A 21993-nucleotide genomic window follows, 5' to 3' on the forward strand; every position below is an offset into this window, starting at 1 on the left:
TTTCTTTCTCTCAAAATATTGATATATCGATAAACGCATCCTTGCAGAAAACTGAACGATAAAATACTTAATCATTTCTTCCAACTACCGGTCAGGGCTTCCATGCATCAGAAAAAAGAAAATCAGAAAAAAGAAAAATACCAGACTTCAAGCTCCTCAAAACAAAAAAGGAACGGTCAGGACAGAAAAAGTCAGGATAATAGAAACAGTCAGGGCAGAAAGAATCTGCAAACCCGAGAAAAAAGGGCAGAAGGCAGGTCACGGGATTTTAAAGAGAAATACTCTACCAGAAAAAGCTCTGGCTCTGAAAAACAGCCTGAAACTGCGGCTTTTTCAAAGAAAAAGTCCTCTCCGCGTTTCGAATATGAAGATGATTACATTTTCTGGTGCAGGAAATGCAACCTGCCACTTATAGGGGGAGAGTGCGGGATTTGCGGCGGTAAAGGAGAGATACTCAATCTTTCCCAGCCTGCCGACGTAAGGTTATGTTTTCCTTATGAGCGGGAAGTTCTTGCAGGGCAGCTAATTTCGTCATTTGGCTGCGATCCTCTGGGAGACAGGCTTGTTCTCCTTAATAAAATCCCCGGAGAAGACAAAACTGACGAAGTTATCGTAGACGGCTTCGTTTTCGGAGTACTCAGTTTCGAACTTTCGCAAATGGATTACCGTTTTGAGCCTTCCCTTCAGGGAGCTAAAATCCTCCTCAAACACGCTGGAGGCAAAAAAGTCGAGCTTAAGAAAACAAACAGGCACCTTAATGGAAAAAACGTGCCCGAAGAACTTATCGACTCTTTTGCCGGCAACATAAAAGCAGGGAATTTTGTCCTTGTGACTGCAGGTAACCTTAGCGGGTATGGGATTTCTTACATTGACGGTACGGACTTTGCAGATATGGAAAAACAGCCAGAGTCCGCTCAATCCGGAAGTGAAACAAAAATTCTCAGGGTTAGAAAGGTTGACAGTAGCGAAGCATTCCTGCATCCCGAGACTCCGGATCTCAAGGCATGCATAGAAGCTAATCGAAAGCATCTGCAAACCCTGGGGAAAAATGCCATCAATGCAATCCGCGGGATTGTCTCAAGGAACGAGTACAGGGATCTGCCTGTGTATGTTTCCTTCAGCGGGGGAAAAGACAGCCTTGTGGTACTGGACCTGACAAGGGCTGCCCTCAAGCAGAGGGAGTTTAAGGCATTTTTCCTGAATACGGGAATTGAATTTCCCGAGACTGTGGATTTTGCCCGAAGTTTCTGCACGGAGATGAAAGTCCAGCTTGAAGAGATGAATTCAGGTTCTGCTTTCTGGAAGCAGGTAGAAAAGTTCGGGCCTCCTGCAAAGGATTTTCGATGGTGCTGCAAGGTCTGCAAGCTGGCTTCGGCAGGAGATCTGGAAACAGGAAAAGAGAGCTGTTCCCTTCCTGAAAAAGGGGCTGCAAATGCAGTTACTTACCTGACAATAGATGGCAAGCGGAAACACGAATCCTTTTCAAGGGCAAGAATTGCAGCGAGTGAAACAAATCCCTTTGTCCCTGCACAGCTTAATATTTTCCCTATCCGTGACTGGCGTGCACTTGAAGTCTGGCTCTATATCCACTGGAGAGGGCTTTCATACAATCCGCTCTATGACCTGGGCTTTGAAAGAGTAGGGTGCTGGCTCTGCCCATCTGCCCTTGCTGCCGAGTATGTCAGGGTAAAAGAGCTGCACCCTGAAATGCATGCCAGGTGGAATGCTTTTCTGCTTGAGTGGGCAAAAACACGCGGGCTTTCTGAAAAGTTCATAGAGCACGGGTTCTGGCGCTGGAAAGAACTGCCTCCGAAAATGCTCAGGCTGGCAGGCGAACTCGGAATCTCTGTTCTTGCGAAAGAAAAAGCTGAAGATTTTGAAATTGAAGTAGTTTCGGGGATTTCTCCCTGCAGAGCCGGAGGTTTTTCCGTTGAGGCAGGGATTAAGGGTATTCGGGAAAAAGAAGCTGCAGATTTCATTAATGTTCTCGGAAAGACCGTTTATGCAGAAGAGCTGGGCATGCTGCTGGTAAAAACAGGAGACGGGACTGTGAAATTTTTCTCTAATGGAAATCTGCTTGTAAGTTCGGAAACAAAAGAAAAAGCTCTCCAGATTTTAAAGGAGACAGCAAAACAGTTTGTAAGGCTTTCCCGCTGTACAGGCTGCGGGATCTGCGAAAAAGCCTGCCCTGTAGAAGCGGTATCAATTAAAGAAGGGAAGCCACATGTAAGTGAAGCCTGTATAAGATGTGGGAAATGCGCGGAGTCCTGTGTGGTAACCAGATATTTTGCTAAAATTGTGCCCGAACTGGATGAAAAGCTAAAAATTTGAATGACAGAAACATAAATCCAGAAATTAGGGAGATCTGGAATTAATCGGGATATATTATCTCAGGAAACTTGAGTGGCCTGAATGAAATCTTTCAGCCGTTTAATCCTGGACAGACAGTGTTATTGGGTGAGCAAAGACCTGAGTGGCTAAAACTTCAATTCTCAGGTCTGAATTTGCTTCTTTTTCATATTTCTATGATATTTTTAAATAGTTCCTAATTATATTTTCATACTATACCAGTAATCTTACCCGGTCACTTCAACGTCACACATTACAAACTTCCTGGTAATATATGATATGTCCTGCTGTTTACCGAACCGAACTTGCGTGCATCAAGGAAAATTTCAAAAAATAAATATAATCTTGTTGCATCTGAGTCTGGCTTAACAAGTTTACGTCCGGTCTTACTTAGTCTGATTCAAAGTACTTGCTTTTCGGTTTATGAATTAAATTACTTTACCTCACTTAGCTGATAAAATTACTATTATCTACCCATTATAATGGAACTTAAGAATGCGACTTAATTACCCACCTGACGGAGTCAGCCAGCTTATTGCCAGCCGCTGGAAAATAGGAGTAGCTATTGCATTAGCTGTGCTTTTGTTCTTTGCTTTCCTGATCCTGCTGCCCCTGGCAGACGGAATAGTTCTAGGGATAGTCTTTGCTTATATTGCCAGACCTATCCAGGTAAAATTTGGAAAGTACCGAAAAATAGGATCTCTTGTCGCCAGCCTCTGTATTTTCATCCCTATAGTGTTCATTGTAGGAGCCGGAATTGTTGAGATTCTTAACCAGCTCTCCTGGTTTATTGAACACCAAACTTCAGTTCTGAGCGGAATTCTGGATTTTATACATTCACTGGAAATTTCGGAAGCATATGTTGAAAGAATAAATAACGCAATCTGGAACCTTTTTACCTCTCTGCTCCCTGCTGTTGGCAGCATAGGACTAATCGCATATGCCCGGAGCATAGGACTTTTCGTAATTAACTTCATAGTTTCTATTTTCTTCTGCTATTTTCTGCTTGCCGATGGGGACAGACTTTACTGTGCTTTTATTGGTGTAATTCCGGGAGATTACCGGCCTATTGTAAACCGTTATGCAGCTCACCTTGACCTTATCCTGAAAGGAGTTTTCATAGGCAATGCTTATTCCGCTCTCATCGTAAGCGTGACTTCAGTGTTTGTATTTTACGCTTTCGGATTTACCCATGTGCTTGCCCTTGCAACCCTGATCTTTATAGCCTCGGTTATCCCTCTTTTTGCCGGATATATGGTGCTTGTGCCCCTGGCTATAATACGTTATTTTGAGCAGGGACTTGAAAGTGCATTTCTTTTCTTTCTGGTTTCTTCCCTTGTAATCTATGGTCCCCCTGAACTTATTCTCAGGCCTTACCTGACCAGCCTGAAATCAAAGATCCATCCAATGCTGCTTATGCTCGCTTTCCTGGGAGGAGCTTTTGTAGGGGGAGTTGCAGGTTTTTTTGCAGCCCCAATCCTCCTTGGAGCGCTCGTTGCAGCTTACAGGGTTTATCAGGAGCAGATCCATCCTGAACTGGTTGCCCAGGCTGACCCCGACCTTAGAAATCCGGCAGAATCGTGCAGGACTGGTTGAAAAAGTAATCTTAAATGAAGCGAAAGGGATTGTTTTATATCATTGCAGGATGTTAGGACTGTCATATATTCTTCCTTACTTCCTCTAATCAGGATCTACTGACGGGTACAGACCTCAAACAGCCTTAAAATCAGGTTATAGTATTAAGTCATTTAAGTTATAATACTGAATCATAATACTGTTTGATTCGATACTGTTTGATTCTCTGTTTGACCGAGAACCGAAGCAAATTCGGAATCCATATTCGGCTTAGAAAACACAGGTGATAGAATGCAGTTATTGCTCATTCACTCTGATTATATTGAATACGAAACCAAAAAACAAACTCCAGTTGCTGAAAAAATAGAAGAGTCCTTGAAGTCGGGAAGACTTGAGGAAGCTCTCACGGCTTTTACGGCTGTGGAAAGTGTGGATGAAGCCAATCCGGAAGAAGCCATAGAAAAGGCTGTTTCTGAAATTGAAAAAGTTGCAGCCCAGGTCAAAACAAACCGTATAATGCTTTATCCTTACGCCCACCTGAGTTCTGACCTTTCTTCTCCTAAAGTTGCAGTTCAGGTTTTAAAAGGTATGGAAACAGCTCTCTCAGCTAAATACGAGGTTAAAAGAGCTCCTTTCGGCTGGTACAAAGCTTTTACCGTAAGCTGTAAAGGACATCCCCTGTCCGAACTGTCCCGGAGCATCCGCCCCCAGGGTGCGGCAAAACCGGCAGCCAAAACCGAAGAAGCCGGGGAAAAAGAAGAGGTCGTTTCCGAAGCCCTGAAAGCCGAAGGCACTGCCAGGTCTTACTGGCGCATCCTGACTCCGGATGGAGAACTCCATGAGATCGAAGGTTTTGACCTTGCCCCTTACCCCAAACTTCAGCAGTTTGTAAATTATGAAATCTCCAAGAGCAGGGCAGTTGAGCGTGCCCCTCCCCATGTAGAACTTATGCGCAGGCTTGAGCTTGCAGACTACGAGCCAGGGTCCGACTCCGGAAACATGCGTTATTACCCCAAGGGAAGGCTTGTCAAATCCCTCCTTGAGAACTACGTGCTTGATGTCGCAACCGAGTTCGGGGCAATGGAAGTCGAAACTCCGCTGATGTACGACATGAACCACCCGACCCTCAAGAAGTACCTTGACAGATTCCCTGCAAGGCAGTACTCCATAGAGTCGGACAAGCGGCAGATGTTCCTGCGCTTTGCAGCCTGTTTCGGACAGTTCCTTATGAACCACGACATGACGATATCTTACAAGAACCTGCCACTCAGGATGATCGAAATGACCCGCTACAGTTTTAGAAAAGAACAGCGTGGGGAACTTGTGGGATTAAGGAGGCTCAGGGCTTTTACCATGCCGGATATGCACACCCTCTGCGAGGACATGGACCAGGCTGTAAGCCAGTTCAAAGAACAGTATGACCTCTGCATCGATGTGCTTGAAAATATAGGAATCCATGTCGATGATTATGAAGTTGCGATCCGCTTCACCAGGGATTTCTACGAATCTAATAAAGACCTTGTAGTCAGCATGGCAAAAACTGTCAACAAGCCCGTGCTTGTTGAGATGTGGGACACCCGTTTCTTCTACTTCGTGCTCAAGTTCGAGTTTAACTTTGTAGATGCCCTTGCCAAAGCCAGTGCACTTTCGACTGTCCAGATCGATGTGGAAAATGCCGAGAGGTACGATATTTCTTATGTGAATGCCGAAGGTAAGCTGGAAAGGCCGACTGTGCTCCACTGCTCTCCAAGCGGTGCAATAGAAAGATGCATTTATGCTCTCCTTGAAAAAGCTGCGATGGAAACTGAAGAAGGAAAAGTTCCGATGCTGCCTGTCTGGCTTTCCCCCACTCAGGTAAGGATTGTACCTGTTTCAGAAAAGCACATCACTTTTGCCGAAGAGGTTTCAAGGAAACTGGACTGCAGGGTTGATGTTGACGACCGCGACCTGTCAATAGGAAAGAAGGTAAGGGAAGCTGGCAGGGAATGGGTGCCTTATGTTGTGGTCATTGGAGATAAGGAAATAGAAGAAGGCACGATTAACGTAACTATCCGTGAAGAATCCGAACAAAATAAACCGCAAAAAATCCAGATGACTCCGGAAGAACTCAATGTCCGCATAAAAGAAGAAACCGCTGGCAAACCCTACAGGAAGCTGCCGCTGGCAAAATACCTTTCTGCAAGACCGAAGTTCTTCTAAACAATTTGAATTTTATCTAGGATTGTTTAGATTCACTTTCCGGAAAACTTGAAAAGTTTCAAAGGACACCTGCTCAGAAATGAGCCTTTCCTTTGACTTTTCCTTTAATTCTTTAAATCCTCTTTAATTCATTAAATCATATACTTTCAAAATCTTTATATCTTTATAGTTATTATATCCTACAGTTTTATATATTCTGCAACTTTATATTATAGTAATTCTTATACCGCCGTAATTCTTATATTGCCGTAGTTATTATTATTGAAATGGGATTCCTTTTAATTAAAAGAAGTTCAGACATACTCTTTTCGATTTTATGATGAAAAGGGATAGTCCAGATTTAGTCTAAGTTTTCTTGACTGAAGATTTTTATTCATTATTTTAAGTGAGGGGAGTTAATTCTTAGAATCTTTCCAGTTCCATGCACTGTTTCCTGTGCATGGAACATGCAGTTTTCCGGAAAACTCTTTGAAAGGTAGCTTTCTGGTTTTCAGCGTATTAAATATCTCATTAATATCTCATAGAGTTAAAAGCATAAGGACAGCGTACTGATGACAATTTCAAATGAAGCCGCAGCCGGCATGGAAACAGTCGAGCTCGAGCCCTTGAGGGAAGATAAGAAGAGAATCTTTAAGGAAATTCTGGGATATTTTGAAACCCATCAGAGAGGCTATATTAAAGTTCCAACGGGCTGGGGTAAAACTTTTCTTGCAAAGCATATAATGAAAAAACACTACGAAGACGGAAAACTTGTACTTTTCCTGATCTCAAAAAACAATCCTCTCCTGAGCCAGACTTACTATGACAGGAAAAAAGACAGGCCTCTTTTTCCAAATAGTGCTCTCCTCTCTTCCGAACAGAAGATAGCGAGAAAAGAGATTGCAGAAGCTCTAAGAAAATCAGGACAGGAGAAAGGTAAAGGTTTTGTGCTCTTTGCCTCTTTGCAGACTGTTCTCGGAAAACAAGCATCCGAGATCAAAGAGTTGCTTCTTGAGTATACCGACCTTGCAATAGTTGACGAGATCCACAATTTCATTAATAACAGGGGAAATGATTTCCTCAATGAGTTCGGAGAACGGACTAAAATCCTGGGGATGACCGCAACTCCTTTCCAGGGTGTTGTCGGAAACGTCAAGTTTGTAGACGAGATTGCAGGAGACATGAGGGAGGTCTATGCAAAGACCCTGCCTGAGTGTATCCTTGATAACGAACTTGCACCCCTTAAGTACACGATAGCAGAAAGTTCGGAAGATATCTTTGAGATCTTTGATTTTGAAAAAGGACTGGATGAACTTGACAGGCAGGACCTTTTCCTTGACTGCAGCACAGCTGACAAACTGAAAAAAGTAGTTAAAAGAACGCAGCTTGCAAAAGATGTGTACGATTCGATGGTAAAACAAAAGAACGCAAAGACGCTTGTATTCTGCGCTCCTGTCCGGAAAAGAGTCTATGGAGCCGGGGCAGAAGGAGAGGAGATCAATGCTTTTCATGCAAAACTCACTGCTTCGGTCTTTAACGGAGAAATCTCAGCTCCTAAGCTCGAAAAGGACCTTGATCCTGTTTTACCTCTCGATTTTGATAATTATACCCCCGAAGGGGAATTCAAAGACTCAGCTTTTATAACCTCAGAACTGCCCAAAGATGAACAGAGCGCCCTTCTTGCAGCTTTCAGGGACGCAGAAAAACCGCCTTATATCTTATGTACGGTCGGCATGCTGATAGAAGGTTTTGATTTTCCGGGCCTCGAAACACTTATCCTGCTGCGTCCTACCCTGAGCATGCGGCTCTTTGAGCAGCAGGTAGGAAGGGTTACAAGGCTTTCTCCTGTTTCCGGAAAGGATAAAGGAAATATCTTTGAGATCTCGGACAGCATAGACTCCCTCTACCAGCGCTTCGGAGAAGGAGTTTTTAACGGGGAAAAGGTTGACCAGGTTCAGATGCTCCAGCCCGAAATCCGTCTTGAAGAACTTTTCTCTGAAGGGGACGCGGCAAGAGCAATTGAGGAAGGAAAAATAGAGATTAATAAGGTAGACTTCAGTGCTCTCGGAAAAGGGAAAGGAAAAGGCGCTCAAATCAGAGAAGTGCCTGTAAGGCTCCCCCCAACCGTGCTCAGGGCAAAGTATTTCTCACGCCTGCTCGCTCTGACCGAAGAAAAGGACGTAGGAGCTTTTGAACGGGAAAAGCGAGAACTTATGCGGGCTACCTTGCGGTTCAGAGTAAGGGAACTCAGGGACGCCGAAGAGCTTTCTGAGCTTTCAGGCAAGACAAATAAGCTCAAGCGAGAAGCCTATGAAGACCGCAGGTTAGGGGATGTCTCAAGGCAGCACAAGCCCAAGGTCTTCGGGGAAGTCGAGTGGCTCCTGAAACTTCAGGCCTTGAATTCCCTGAAGTATGAAGGCGAGCGTATCTCTATGCCCGAGAAAAACAAAATTCTAAGGACTCTGGGGTTTGAACCTGATATGAGAAAAATAGATAGCTACAGGCTTAAATGCCTTAAGCTCGGTTCTGCCCAGAAGACCATTCCCGACCTTGTAAAAGTGCTCGGTTTTGTGAGCCGCCTCTCATCTTCCGAAACCTATCAGTTCCTTGATAAGAAGAAAAAGGAGCAGTGGAAACGTGAGTTTCTGCCTGCGGTTTACTGGGGCTTCTGCTTTATTGAAGATTCTCCGGAACTGAAGGAGCTTTTCGAGTCCACGGAATGGGACAGGCGTGTTAAAAATATCATCCGGCAAAAGTAATCTGATGGTTCCTGATTAATCGATTTATATTATTCGGCACATCCGAAGTAGGAGCTTTTGTTTTTCTCTTCTGCGCCTTGCAGGACTGAAACGGCTTGCCAGCTAGTACGTACTTTATTAATCCTGGAAGCCGCTTTTGAATATATAGGTAATAGAGCCTCTGCCAGCCTGTCTGGCAGCCCTCCTCAAAAAGAAACGGAAAGAAGAAGACAGAAAATTAAGGAAAAAAAGAGTCTTGACAAACATTAAAACATTTCACAAAGCTGGACTGTATCCTTAGTTTGACAGTATAAATTAAATTTAGTGAGAAACTTCGACTTTTTTGTCAAAAACCAATTGACAGCATTCATAAATTTCATCAAATTGCCTCTGATTTTTCAGCTTCACAATCACTATAAGGTAAATTAGTAGAGATTTTTGTCCAATTTTAACACTTTTGGCATCTGGTTTTTTGGATGGTATCTATATTTTATCTGAGATTCATGGTATCTGTCAAATTCTATACCAAAAATTTGATCAAAAATTATGAAAATAGCCATCAAGAGGAAGAGAATTATCTGTCAAATTGAATCGTAAAAAATGGGCAAAAATTTGTTAAAATAATATTACTTATTATTCCAACAGATATGAAAACGACCTTTCAACATAAAAATTAAACTGTCAAACTCAGGCTGTATCTTCATAGTCTGCGGATATAGAGGAAGGTATTCCAAAAGAAGAATTACTTACAGGAAAAATAACAGCGTAGCGAATTTTCTGTAAATTCGAAGTCCAGTCTCTGTAATTGCTGAATAAACAGACTTTCTTATATTGAGTTTTTGCGCGGATAACTTCTTGAGCTGACTTTCCGCAGATGTCTTCAAAAAAATAACATTTTTCCTGTTATCGTTTTTGGAGAATTATTCGAATATCTTTAATTATTATCCCAACTGAATCTTCGGGAAATGGCTGCTGGAAGCTTTTAATGAAGGCAAAAGGTCGAGAATTGTAGGACATTTAAAAAACACTTGCTTGAGTAACCAAGGAGATTTCCAGAAAAAACGATAGCAAGAAAAATTATAAAAATTGAAAGGACATCTGCGGAAAGTGAGTTGAGATTTACAAGTACACAGAAAATTCAACACACTGCCAGCGTTTGAATTGTTTATCTTCAAAAAGGTTAAGGTTCAGGGAAAGGAAAAATCTCTGCGAAGAAAATATTCTATAAACCAGGGAGGGAAAGCTGTTATCCAGAAAAACATAGCTTCCTTTTTTCCGGCCTATCCGGCAACATAGTTTTTCTGGATTAGTGCTCTCTCTGTAATTTACTTACTTTCCTGAATAATTTCACGTAATTCTTGCAAGGAGATATTCCGGTGCTCTTCCATCACTTTAGGCCGGATTGCGCGATCGTCCACTATTTTGAACTTTCCATGTGCTCTGGAAGGTTTGTTTGAACTTCACATTCAAAAATCTCTCTTAGTCTTCTCCTATACATTTATTACGGTGATGAATTTTCATCGCTCTGATTAACATTAATTAAATCGATTCTCTTTTTCATAAAAAATAACGAAATTTTATAGCTCTAATTGATGTCAAGAATTTGACCTACTTTTAGCAAATAATCTGTATATTTTTTCTTCACTAAACTATAAAATTAACAAAAAGATAGCAACATACATGCCCTAACAAAAGAAAAGAATATATTGTGAGCCTATCCCAAAACTTCATTTAATCTAATTACTGCTGCTACCATTACGACTCCTAGATATGATTCCTCTTTTATTTCATATCTTGGAAATACTTTCTTACATGACTCTATCCAGCTAAAGAACCTTTCTACTATACTTTTCATTTTGTATTCTTTCTGATCTACCTTTATTGGTCTTCCTATCTTCTTTTTCTTCCTATTTCTTTTATTTACTGGTATATTGGACTTTATTCCTCTTTTTCTGTTATATTTTCTAATTTTAGCTGTATCATACATTCCATCAGCTGTTACTTTTGAAGGCCTGTTAACAGGCCTTCCTACAGGTCTTTTTATCTTGAAATTTTTAAGTGTAGGTATATAAAGTGTTGAATCATTCTCATTTGCGGGAACAACAATTATAGAGAGAGGTAGACCCTGTAAGTCTACTAAAACGCTTAATTTTATTCCTTTTACTTTTTTATGACCGTCGTAGCCGATATTCCCCCTTTTTTAGTCGGAATATCCTTTGTATCAGTAAAACAATGAGAGAGATCTATTTTCTTCAAATCATAACCTTTGTTTAAAAGTTCATTAAAGATTTCCTGATAAATTCCATGTTCACAGAGGTAGAGGTGGAATCTATGAACGGTTGATTTAGAACCATAGCGGCGAGGAACATCTTTCCATGTACAACCTGTCATAACAACGTACAAAATACCATTCATTAACTTCCTCATATTTGCACGTGGTCTTCCTGTATGTGGTTTCTGAGGAGGAAGATAAGGCTTTATTGATTCCCATAGAACGTCATCGATTTCATGGAATGACATATAACTATATTTATAATTTCAGCATAATATTACTTTTGGGATAGGCTCCCTAATAAACTGAAAGCATGGGATGATTTACACGATTTAGTTTTTCATGACGATTTTCAAGTGCGCATAGGTATTGCTTATTCGCTAGGTAGAGCATTTCCTTTTGTCCCGAATAAGTATGAGGCATCCAAAGATTTGCAAATTCTTACGCATGATTATTTTTGTGATGTAAGAATATTTGCAGCATACTCGATTGGCTCCATTTTTCCATATATTCCTGACAAAAAATGTGCATGGCAAGAACTAATAAAGCTTAAAGAAAATGAAGAAAATGAAGTAAGAAGTTCCACAACTCACTCCCTAGGAAGAATCTGTATATTTAAAGCATCTCAAGCGGAAACCGATAAAGAATATGAAAAAGAACTAAAAAATGCCATAACTTTTTTTGAACAAGCCTCTATAAATTCTAGATTCATTAATCCATCCAAATTTTGCCTTCCGTTTTACCGTTCATTCTACACGATAATCTTTAATGAAGAAAAACAAACGCAAAATGAAATTGAAAAATATCTCGCGGAAGCAAAAAATGTAATAGTAAAATCCCATAATGAGAAATTACTCCTCAAAGCAGTTGAAAACCTTGCAAACGTATTAAAGCAAGTTCAGAATTTTGAAAGAATGGATCTCAATGCCAAAAAAGATAAACTTAATTTTTGTAGGATATATTGTGAACAGACCGCTGAGTTGCTCAATTATACAGAAAAAGTATCACCTTATACCACAGAATTGATAAGAAAAGGTCTTCCTATATTCAATAGAAAATTAAAACCACTCTTCGAAGAAATACAAGAAAAAGCAAAGATCGTGTGTCGGGAATCTGAAGGTACTCCAACACAAGAAATTGCATGCGCTATCAGTCGAGAAGTTCAGAAATGGGAGATTGGTAGCCAGGAAGAAATGACTTGGTATGTTGAAAACCTTGTTTTTGCTTTAGAATCAAGTATTCCTAAAGTACCTGAAAATCAGCATATTTTCGATAGAATCCAACAAATTAGGGAACAAAAAGACATTCCAAAGCAGTATGGAATGGTATCTACTCTCATTCCGTTGATTCCCAAATTATGTATGGAACAAAAAATAGACTCAATGGAGAAAAAGCTTGATGAGCTAATCGTCCACTTTTCTGAATCTCATACAGATCTTACAATATCTCTGGGAGCAGATTTTTACGGGAATGGCATTAAAGTCACAAAAACAATTCCCCTTCAGAAGTTTTCAGATAAAGAAAAAGGAGAGATCGAAGGAAAAATTCAGGGAAATGAGGGAATTAAACTGTCAAGTTTATCTACAACACTGATTAAAAAAATAAAAGATAATCTTTTTTGAACCTCAGAATTTGGCTCAACAATCAGAGTGTTGCCATTTATTACTTAACTCTTCATTATATCAACCAATGTATGAGCCTCTCATGCGTCTCTCATGAATACGGTATTCAGCCAATAGTTTTTCAATTGAATCAGAAAAACCTCCTCAAGAGGAAAAAGAACCACTTAATCTAAAGAAGTCCTGTAAAGTGCCCTTTAAAGATGCAAAAATCGTGGGTTTTGTCTTGATTTAGTTAAGATATTTGATTGCAGCAAGGAAAGGAAAAATTGTATGATATAAGAACTTGAAATGGAAACCCATAATCAAGAGACTTCATCATTGATTGGTATATAACAGTATACGTTTTTATGTGTTGTCTTTATATCCTCTTCTTTTAAGTTTATGCCACTACAATTAATTTTTAATTTTTCGTTGACATTTAGTAAAAGTTGTTTTCTTGCATCAGCAATGCATCCAATTTTTTGTTTTTTTGCTTCAGTAATTAAAAGATATAGTCTTTTGTCTTTATAGCCAAACCCTATACCATCTATATCTGTTAGTTCGTTTCTTTTTCGATCTAAGACCTTTATTTGATTTGGACAAACAAGTATTGGACCATTATGACAAACTTCTTGAATAGCATTTCCCAAACTTATGAGTTCATGTCTTCTACTGTTATTTATTAAAGTTGACTCCTCTAGAAACTTCATTAACTTTTCAGATGTTTGAGTTGAGTCAAAACCTCCGATACAAGGTAAGTCCAATACGTCATAGTTATTATATTTAAAAATACAATCATTTCTGCAGATTTGATTTAAGGTGTATAAAATAAATTTTGAATATATTTTTTCAAAACCGTTTACATGATATATTTGTTGTTTATGCACTAATTCCTTTAATCTAATTAGATCTCCCATCAATTCTCCAAGTATTTCAAGACGTTTTACTGTAGTACAGCTTTTAAAAAAAGAAAATGCTATATTGAAAGTATCCTGCTTTATACTTGGTTCTACTGAAACAATGCACTCTTTTATTCCATATTTTGTGTTTAAGCAGTTTTCTAAATCAAAGTTTAAAATATCTTTGAAAATTCTATCATGTTTATCAAAGGCATACTCAGAGTTATTTGGTAGACTTGTGTTTATTGAAAACTTTATTTTTGTATTTGTATCTAAGTATTCTAAACAGCTATATTTGTATTGAAAATTAGAGCTGTCTTTTAAAAATTCTAGTAATCGATCAGAATCATATATACTTTCATCAATGCATTGGTTCTTTATATGATCAACAGTTTTTCTTACATGAAGACCATGAGCTTGTAAAGAGTCTTCTGATAAATATATAGTTGCAGAAAGTAGTTTATCAAAGTCGCTTATGCTTTGAGAAATATAACTATCACCATCAATGAACAGGTTATTCACATATTCAGGCAAATTGATTAGTACAGTTTCCAATTCAAAATTAAAAGGAGTAGGTCCATACTTAGAATCTAAATACAAATAAGAAATTTGTCTAACTTTAAAAAAGATTTGTTTTAAATGCTTCCTCGCTCTTTCAAAAGCTTCTTTGTCGCTGTCATCATATTCTTGATATTTATCAATAACATAAGACCCGATGCAATTATATTCTAAAATTTTTATTAAATATTCCGTTAAATCTGGATCGGATTCTGCATATTTTTCTTTGTATTTAATTAAATAGAAAAAAGATAAAACTTTATGGAATTCATATATACTTTCGTTTTCTATAATTTTTTCAAAATACTTCTTTGTGCCTTCAGACGGGAGACTATCGTAAACAATTTTTTGTAATTTAGAGTCCTCTTTTATGCATTTGATAAGTGCTTTCTCGCTCGAAAAAGTACCTGGAAGATGACCCATGTTTAACAACAAAATCCACATTTGGATAATTTCAAAGTAGGTTGGTTTGTTGTTTCCAATAGACACATTTGAACTAAGTCCTGTACCTTTTGAAGGCTTGAAACCAAGATCAAAATCTGTCGTGTTTAGTCTATGAAGAACTCCTAATTGCAGCATTACATACTCCCATCTAGAGTGATGCGCTCCCTCATAGACATTTCTAATAACGCCTAATTGATCAATACTTTTCAATCGATCTATATGACCATTTTCTTTCAATAAATTATAAGCCTTTGAAGAGTTCTCATAAAGATCTGATTTTAATTCTCCTAAACCTGGAACATGATACTTCAAAGTAGCTTTTACTGGCATGGGGATATAAATTTGTTAACAGCTATATATTGTTTTTCATCTGGTATGAAAACAAATGTATAACTCCAATTATTTAAATTAAAACTAAATAATGTTTACTTAAGTTCCCCACTAAAAAAAGTATAAAAATAACCTAATGAAATCGTTTAATAGAACCTCTATTTCTTTCTGATTAATTAAATAAGTGAAAAAAGTCCTGCAAAGTGCCCCTTATAAAGCTGCAAAAATCACGGATTTTGAATTTCACTTTTTCTTAACTTTATCTTGACAAACGTATTGGGGGTAGATTTAAGCAGACCGCCGGCAGGAAAAATATATTTAAAGTGAATTGAATGGAAAGACAGAGTTTTCATACTATATTCAGCAGTCTCGTTTCTTATATCCTTAGAAACCAAAATTTCCTTTCAAGCATTGTTATAATTTAAAAGAATAACTCTAATTCTTTATTCTTTGAAAGGAGACTAAGCTAATTATTGAGCTGTTACTAAAACACAAGGTATCCAACATATGAAAGGCTCATATTATATATACAAACTAATTATAAAACTTTTCGAATGGGTTTTACATTCGAAGATAAATTAATAATTAAACCTTGAGTTTTTTACACAACTAATTTATTTTTCTATAAATAATCAAACCATCTATTAAATTATTTATAGAATTAAAAAGAATGATTAAATATTTAGCATAAGTGAGGATACAATGGACAAAATATATAATAACAAAAATAGTCTCAATTTTCCCTTGAAAATTCTTCCTAAAAAAAGTAATCCATTTTTGAGACTTAATACTATTTGTCCATATTACACTATGTTTCCACTTGATTTCCCCTTTAGAGTCTTAAGGAAAGCAAATTCGAAAGAAAAAGTTTTGGATCCCTTTTGTGGAAGGGGAACAAGTAATTTTGCAGCTCGCTTAAGAGGAATGGAATCAGTTGGGATTGATACAAACCCTGTTGCATGTGCTATTGCATCTGCAAAACTTGTACACACAACCCCTGAGAAAATTATTGAACTATGCAAGATGATACTGAAAAGTAAAAAGAAACCAGAAGATACCCCGATTGGAGAATTTTGGGATCTTTGCTACCATCCTTCTACATTGCATCAAGTTTGTAAATTGCGAGAATATTTTTTAGATAGATGTGAAAGCAATGAAGAAGTTGCATTGAGAGCTATCGTCCTCGGAACAATGCATGGACCGAGGAATAAAAAAACTCCTTCTTACTTATCAAATCAAATGCCAAGGACCTATGCATCAAAACCCAATTATTCTATAAAATTCTGGGAAAAGAACCATCTAGTTCCTCTCGAAATAAATATTTTAGATATTATAATTAGAAAAGCACATTATTCGTTCTCACACTTACCACCCTCTACAGGTGGAGAGATTTTTAAAGCCGATTGTAGCTATCCTTTAAATGACTGTTCTGTATACGAATTTAATTGGGTAATTACTTCTCCTCCTTATTATCAGATGAAAACGTACGTTCAAGACCAATGGTTAAGGAATTGGTTCTTAGGAGGAAATCCTGAAATTGATTACTCTGTCAAAGGGCAATTATCTCACTCATCTCAGGAGACATTTGTGGGAGAATTAGGGAAAGTATGGAAAAATGTAGCTGATGTCTGTGCCCCAGAAGCTAAACTCGTAATACGTTTTGGAGCCTTACCTAGTTCTCCAGTAAATCCAACGGAACTATTGAGGGCATCGTTAGAAAAATCGAATTGTGGTTGGAAAGTATTAACCGTTAAATATGCCGGCAGTATACCAAAAGGAAAAAGACAAGCAGATCAGTTTTCAAAAAACGTAGGAGAGATACAAAGAGAGATTGATTTATACGCAGTTTTAAGGTGATTTTTTTGCTTGATGTTAATACATTACCCCCTTTGAAAAAAGCAATTAATGATAGAGCAAAAGCTGACAGATTTTTATTGGATAATTTAAGAAAAGAAGTTCGATATTTTGCTCCCGATAAACATCGAATTCAACCTTACTCTACAACTGCGGTGTCTCTAGTAGCCAGCGATGGCGGTAATAACAAACTTGCTTTTGATCCATTTTATGTACAATTAATCCGTGTCACTGACTCATATGGCAAAGAGTTGTGTCTTGACGCTGTGTCTCCTTCAACTGATACTGATGAATTAAGTGATTGTCAGTTTAATCCAGATGGCACCCCAAGAACAGCGCTTGGAAAAATGATGAGGGGGTTAAGAGTTACTAAGCTTCACAGATTAAGCCCGATGATCCCAAAAGGCGCAAAAATTAGAAGTGATCCTCATTCTGTCAAACCCGGTTGGGTAATGGTTTACCGTGATCTTTGTGAATGGGCTGTATTATATGAACGCCTGTGCCACACAACTTTTGCAACAGATACTCTTATTGTTAGAGATGGGCTCTTAAGAAGTAAAATTTTTTCTAAAGATCTATTTATCAAATGGCGGAAAAATGTTGAAGAAGCAATCATAAGAATCCAACAAGAAGATAAAAGACGGGTTTTTTTAGTAGGGCTTGCCAAGCATAGTAAAGTTATTGATAGATACCAGCTCGCTATGGCTATTGAAGATATATTCCCCTCTGGAGATGCTTGGTATGTTAGGATTCCACGAGATTTAGAGGCAAAAGCCTATATCTGGCAAGAATATGCTCGAGGTGCGGAAGTTGAAGGTGAAGAAACTGAAGCTCCAAAATTTGTCGCTGGGGATATGTATCTCGTAAGGTTTGGGAAAATGAGTGGAGATCCTATTTGGGCAGTAGATATTTTTTCACATCAGAGTCCTCATTCTTCTGAAATCTTTGGGTACCTTCTTAACGACGCAATCAATGGATTTCCAGTTCCCTTTTATCCACTCTGCCTACAAAAGGCACATGAATATGCTCAAGTCGTGGACTTTGATTTAGAAATTTTCCAGGATGAGATATACTCAGCGGTTAGAGATTTGTTGCCGCCAGAAAAACAACCAATAATAGATTCATGGAGATTTAAGTCTGATGTTTCAATGAGGCGATATGGTTGATTCTTTTTCCTAAAGATAAAGTTGTAGGAATATTCAGAGGATTCAGTAAAGGAGGTATGGAATTTCATGCCGAAATTATTCTGCCTTACCGTAACGAATTCCAAAGTATTCCCATGCACGGACAGTTTCTTTTAATTCAACTTGAGTCTGAAAATGAAGCTGTTTTGGGCAGGATTACTTCTCTTTCATCTGAAGGTAGATTAGCTTCGAGTCCTGGAGAAGACTATGGTTTAAGAGCAGTTGCTGATGATCGACCCATACCAGAAGATTTACGTCAGCAATATCTCAAATATCGTGTAGATGTTCGTGTACTTGGTGTAATCAGGATTATTGATGAAAAAATTATCTTTGCACCATCTCACCGAAGACTTCCACATGTAGGAAGCAAGGTTGCTTTTCTATCCAATGAAATCATAAAAGAGATCGCAGGCCATAATTTAGAAGGAGTTGAAATTGGGTATTTTGCACTTGGAGAGTTTATTTACTCCGGTAGAGATAATCGTCTTGCCCCTCTGCCCTGGATGCGAATACAAAACCCAGCAGTTATCCCTCGTTTTCCGGTACAAAATTTAGTTTCAAGAAGAACTTTCGTGTTTGCTAGAGCTGGTTTTGGCAAATCAAACCTTAATAAACTTTTATTTAGCAATTTATATAAGGAAACTCCAGTAATTGAAAAAAGAGGTGGCAAAACGGCCCCTGTAGGTACAATTATTTTTGATCCCGATGGCGAATATTATTGGCCTGATGACAAAAATAGACCTGGATTATGTGATGTTCCAGAACTTGAAGACAAAATTGTAGTATTCACAAAGAAGACAGGACCTAGCCCCTTTTATAATTCATTTGTCGCATCTGACATTCGATTTGATATACGCAGATTTAAAGCAAGTGATGTAGTTTCGATTGCTTTGGCTCCTGAAAAACAGGAACAACAAAATGTCAGAAAATTAAGAGGTCTAAGCAGTGATAAGTGGGCAAAATTGGTTGACTTGATACATAAAGACGAGAATTATGCTGATGGTGATGAAGTAAAGAAACTGTTAGGCTTAGATAACAATCAAGATGTAGAGATGAATGCTGCTCGAGCTAATATGACTTCCATAGTTAGAATGTTACATGATCCTGGAAGTTTAATGTGGGATATGCTGCTCAACAGTTTAAAAGAAGGAAAACTATGCATAATTGATGTTTCTCAATTAAGAGGAGAACCAGCCTTAATTCTTTCAGGTCTCATCTTACAAAGAATTTTTGAATATAATCAGGACCAATTCACAAGAGCGGATCCTAAGACTATCCCCACAATAGCTGTAGTTGAAGAGGCGCAGTCTGTTCTTGGAAACACAAAAAGCTTTGCTCCATATGTTAGCTGGGTTAAAGAAGGAAGAAAGTATGATTTAGGGGCAGTTCTGATAACTCAACAACCTGGAAGTATATCAAATGAGATTTTGAGTCAGGGTGACAATTGGTTTACTTTCCATCTGATTTCCGCAGGAGATCTTCAGGCACTCAAGAAAGCAAATGCCCATTTTAGTGACGACATACTAAGTTCCCTATTAAATGAGCCCATTGTTGGTAACGGTGTTTTTTGGAGCAGTGCTGGTGGGACAAGCTATCCGATTCCAATACGTGTAATGTCATTTGAACAATTATATGAAGTACAAGATCCTGAATATAACTTACCTGAAGCAGAAACATTTGCTAGGATATTGAAGAACGAATTTAGTAGATACGCTGAAATCTCGGAAAACACTTCTCGTGTAGAAAATAGTCAAGTTGATAGTAATTGCGAAGAAAAAGAGGAAGATGTAGAAGAAGATTATTTTAATGCGTATGTTACCGATGCAATTAAAAAATTAAAAAATGATGTGGAATTGATAAGTAAGATAGAAAAAAGAGGAATGACATGGAGAGGCATAGTTAATGAGTTGGAGAAAAGGCTTCCAGATTTTATTGATCCGGAAGAAAAAAATTCAATAGCTTATAGCAATGTAAAAAATGCCCTCGATATACTTTTTGGCTCTGAGAAGTGGGATACTGAAAAACGACCTAGTAAATCTGGAAGTGGTCAGACACTTTGGGTGTTTATAAAAAACAAGTGAAAAAGAGCGATAAGGTGTTTAATTTGAAGTAATTTTTTAAGCTAAGATTTAGATGACAGGTTTCCATATTAATTTGAAAACTGTCCTGATAAGTAAAATAACTTTGATCAAAAACAGCCCCGCAAAGTGCCCCTTCTAAAACCGCAAAAATCACAGGTTTTTCGATTTCACTTTTCTTAACATTATCTTAACAAACGTGTTCGGGGTAGATTTAAGCAGACCGCCGGCAGGAAAAATATATTTTAGCTGAACTGGTTACGGAGGAAGATTTTCATTTCTTATTCGGCGGTCCAGTTTCTACTGGCTTTCCTTATAGTAAGCGGCGTTTTTATGCAATAAAGGAAAATCAAAAGTATGGACTTCACAGGGACATGGCACATTTATGAGATGGAACTATGGGATGAGGACTATTTCAATATGGACGTTCAGGCTTATATTACGATAGAGCCAGACAACATGGGATATTTTCAATTTGGTTTAGTTTATGGTGATATAGACGGAAGGATCGTTGAATATGCTGATGGCAAAAGATTTGAATTTACCTGGGAAGGAAATGAAGAATGCGACCATGTTTTTGGTAGCGGCTGGGTAAAGATTAAGCAAAAAGACGTACTGGAAGGCGAGTTTAGATTTCATCTAGGAGACAGTTCTACCTTTTTAGCAAGGAGAGCAAAATAATAAACTGAAGTTTTTAAATTCAACTTTTCTTGACTTTATTTTCACAAACGTATTCAAGGAAGACTTAAGCAGACCGCCGGCAGGAAAAATATATTTAAACTGAATTGAAAAGAGGTTTGAAGTAATAAAAATTTATACAACTTCAGAACTGGTAGATGATTTTTCAGCAATAGCCACATATTCGGCAAAGGATTCTGATTCCGGAATAGGTAAATTGTCCTCAAGCAGTCCCTGTACGTGCATCTCAATAGCTTCATAGATGTTTTTTTCTGCCTCCTCTCGCGTGGAGCCGGTAGCTACACAGCCTGGGAGGTCAGGTGAATATGCCGAATAGTTGTTTTTTGCTTTTTCGATTACAACGAGGAAACGGTGCATGATTTAATCCTCCATTTTTAATTGAGCTTGTTTTAATATGCTGTTCAATGTTCCTGGAGCAAGATCATCTCCACTATGCCCTGCAATTGTTACCCTGCCTGGTTTAGTAGGGTGCTTATATTGCCGGTAGCTACCTTTTGTTGCAACCAGATACCAACCATCGGCTTCAAGAAGTTTTATGACCTCACGTACTTTCATTCCAATCTGTCTTCATGTATATTTAAATGTAATTAGAAAACTCAGCTTTTTCTCGCAGGAAGCTTATTTCAAAGAGGGTTATGCAGTTCATCTTCTGCGAGGGATTCCAGGCAGGCCTGAATTGCTTCTTTAATATTTTCAATAGCTTCTTCAACCGTATCTCCCTGTGAAAAACAGCCTGGCAAACCGGGGCAGCTGGCAATAAATCCCCCTACATCTTCGTCTTCCTCAAGGATAATTTTGAACTGCATAAGACCGATTATGAGGTTTTTGCTTAAATTTGTATGGGTGAAAGGATTTAACATTCGAATAGATTCCATGAAAATATAATTCAACTGACGATTTTTCGCTTCTATTAGATACGAATCCCTCCTAAAGGGAAAAGAATCGCTTAATCTAAAGAAGCCCTGCAAAGTGCCCCTTTTAAATCTGCGAAAATCACGGTTTTTTGGCTTTCTTTTCTTACCATTATCTTAATAAACGTATTCGGGGTAGATTTAAGCAGATTGCCGGCAGGAAAAATATATCAAATGAATTGAAGGACAAAATAAGAAATCTCCTTTCTTGTTCAACATCCCTAAATTATAAGCTTCAAATCCACTTCCATTTAAATAACCGTCATTATAATGATGATTATAGTTTCAAATATCGTCATTATAATGAAAAATATAAATACTCA

15 protein-coding genes are annotated in these 21993 nt (G+C 38.2%); 9 read left to right on the top strand and 6 right to left on the bottom strand.

From position 1 onward, the window contains the following. Positions 1–102: 102 nt before the first annotated feature. The 4 genes from MSHOH_RS09020 to MSHOH_RS09035 all read left to right on the top strand — a co-directional run bounded on the left by MSHOH_RS09020 (position 103) and on the right by MSHOH_RS09035 (position 8861). Positions 103–2331, top strand: a complete 2229-nt coding sequence (locus MSHOH_RS09020) for a phosphoadenosine phosphosulfate reductase domain-containing protein (protein ID WP_048139051.1) — start codon at positions 103–105, stop codon at positions 2329–2331. A 513-nt stretch (positions 2332–2844) separates the two neighbouring features. Next, positions 2845–3945, top strand: a complete 1101-nt coding sequence (locus tag MSHOH_RS09025) for an AI-2E family transporter (RefSeq protein ID WP_048139053.1) — start codon at positions 2845–2847, stop codon at positions 3943–3945. Positions 3946–4215: 270 nt separating this feature from the next. Then, complete coding sequence (locus tag MSHOH_RS09030; RefSeq protein WP_048139055.1) at positions 4216–6123, top strand: threonine--tRNA ligase; 1908 nt, start codon at positions 4216–4218, stop codon at positions 6121–6123. Between the two features lie 551 nt (positions 6124–6674). Next, positions 6675–8861, top strand: coding sequence for a DEAD/DEAH box helicase (locus MSHOH_RS09035; RefSeq protein ID WP_048139057.1), 2187 nt, complete (start codon positions 6675–6677; stop codon positions 8859–8861). 1693 nt (positions 8862–10554) lie between these two features. Here MSHOH_RS09035 and MSHOH_RS09040 read toward each other — a convergent pair. Next, positions 10555–11028, bottom strand: a complete 474-nt coding sequence (locus MSHOH_RS09040) for an IS5/IS1182 family transposase (RefSeq protein WP_048138836.1) — start codon at positions 11026–11028, stop codon at positions 10555–10557. Continuing rightward, on the bottom strand, positions 11001–11360 hold the full coding sequence (locus MSHOH_RS09045; protein ID WP_048139059.1) for a transposase: 360 nt from the start codon (positions 11358–11360) through the stop codon (positions 11001–11003). The genes MSHOH_RS09040 and MSHOH_RS09045 overlap by 28 nt, the downstream gene beginning before the upstream one ends. Positions 11361–11468: 108 nt before the next feature. Here MSHOH_RS09045 and MSHOH_RS09050 point away from each other — a divergent pair, with 108 nt between their 5' ends. Next, complete coding sequence (locus MSHOH_RS09050) at positions 11469–12734, top strand: HEAT repeat domain-containing protein (protein ID WP_158024100.1); 1266 nt, start codon at positions 11469–11471, stop codon at positions 12732–12734. A gap of 302 nt (positions 12735–13036) precedes the next feature. On the opposite strand, the gene MSHOH_RS09055 is transcribed toward MSHOH_RS09050, so the two are convergent. Then, on the bottom strand, positions 13037–14944 hold the full coding sequence (locus MSHOH_RS09055; protein ID WP_048139060.1) for a hypothetical protein: 1908 nt from the start codon (positions 14942–14944) through the stop codon (positions 13037–13039). A gap of 744 nt (positions 14945–15688) precedes the next feature. Here MSHOH_RS09055 and MSHOH_RS09060 point away from each other — a divergent pair. The 4 genes from MSHOH_RS09060 to MSHOH_RS09075 all read left to right on the top strand — a co-directional run bounded on the left by MSHOH_RS09060 (position 15689) and on the right by MSHOH_RS09075 (position 20741). Beyond that, positions 15689–16801 (top strand): site-specific DNA-methyltransferase, encoded by a 1113-nt coding sequence (locus tag MSHOH_RS09060; RefSeq protein ID WP_239451295.1) that lies wholly within the window; start codon positions 15689–15691, stop codon positions 16799–16801. 5 nt (positions 16802–16806) lie between these two features. Next, positions 16807–17964 carry a hypothetical protein gene (locus MSHOH_RS09065; protein ID WP_048143319.1) on the top strand — a complete coding sequence of 386 codons (1158 nt, stop codon included), beginning with the start codon at positions 16807–16809 and terminating at the stop codon, positions 17962–17964. Between the two features lie 56 nt (positions 17965–18020). Continuing rightward, positions 18021–20063, top strand: a complete 2043-nt coding sequence (locus MSHOH_RS09070; RefSeq protein ID WP_239451296.1) for an ATP-binding protein — start codon at positions 18021–18023, stop codon at positions 20061–20063. 354 nt (positions 20064–20417) lie between these two features. Then, a complete protein-coding gene (locus MSHOH_RS09075) occupies positions 20418–20741 on the top strand; it encodes a hypothetical protein (RefSeq protein WP_048139067.1) in 324 nt (107 codons plus the stop codon). Positions 20742–20873: 132 nt separating this feature from the next. On the opposite strand, the gene MSHOH_RS09080 is transcribed toward MSHOH_RS09075, so the two are convergent. The 3 genes from MSHOH_RS09080 to MSHOH_RS09090 all read right to left on the bottom strand — a co-directional run bounded on the left by MSHOH_RS09080 (position 20874) and on the right by MSHOH_RS09090 (position 21565). Further along, positions 20874–21116, bottom strand: a complete 243-nt coding sequence (locus MSHOH_RS09080; protein ID WP_048139069.1) for a type II toxin-antitoxin system HicB family antitoxin — start codon at positions 21114–21116, stop codon at positions 20874–20876. Between the two features lie 3 nt (positions 21117–21119). Beyond that, the gene (locus MSHOH_RS09085) at positions 21120–21314 is read right to left on the bottom strand and encodes a type II toxin-antitoxin system HicA family toxin (protein ID WP_048139071.1); all 195 of its coding nucleotides are present in this window, start codon (positions 21312–21314) and stop codon (positions 21120–21122) included. 68 nt (positions 21315–21382) lie between these two features. Next, a complete protein-coding gene (locus tag MSHOH_RS09090; RefSeq protein WP_204245407.1) occupies positions 21383–21565 on the bottom strand; it encodes a type II toxin-antitoxin system HicB family antitoxin in 183 nt (60 codons plus the stop codon). Positions 21566–21993 lie beyond the last annotated feature (428 nt).

The organism is Methanosarcina horonobensis HB-1 = JCM 15518, assembly GCF_000970285.1.
In the GTDB taxonomy this organism is placed as follows: domain Archaea; phylum Halobacteriota; class Methanosarcinia; order Methanosarcinales; family Methanosarcinaceae; genus Methanosarcina; species Methanosarcina horonobensis.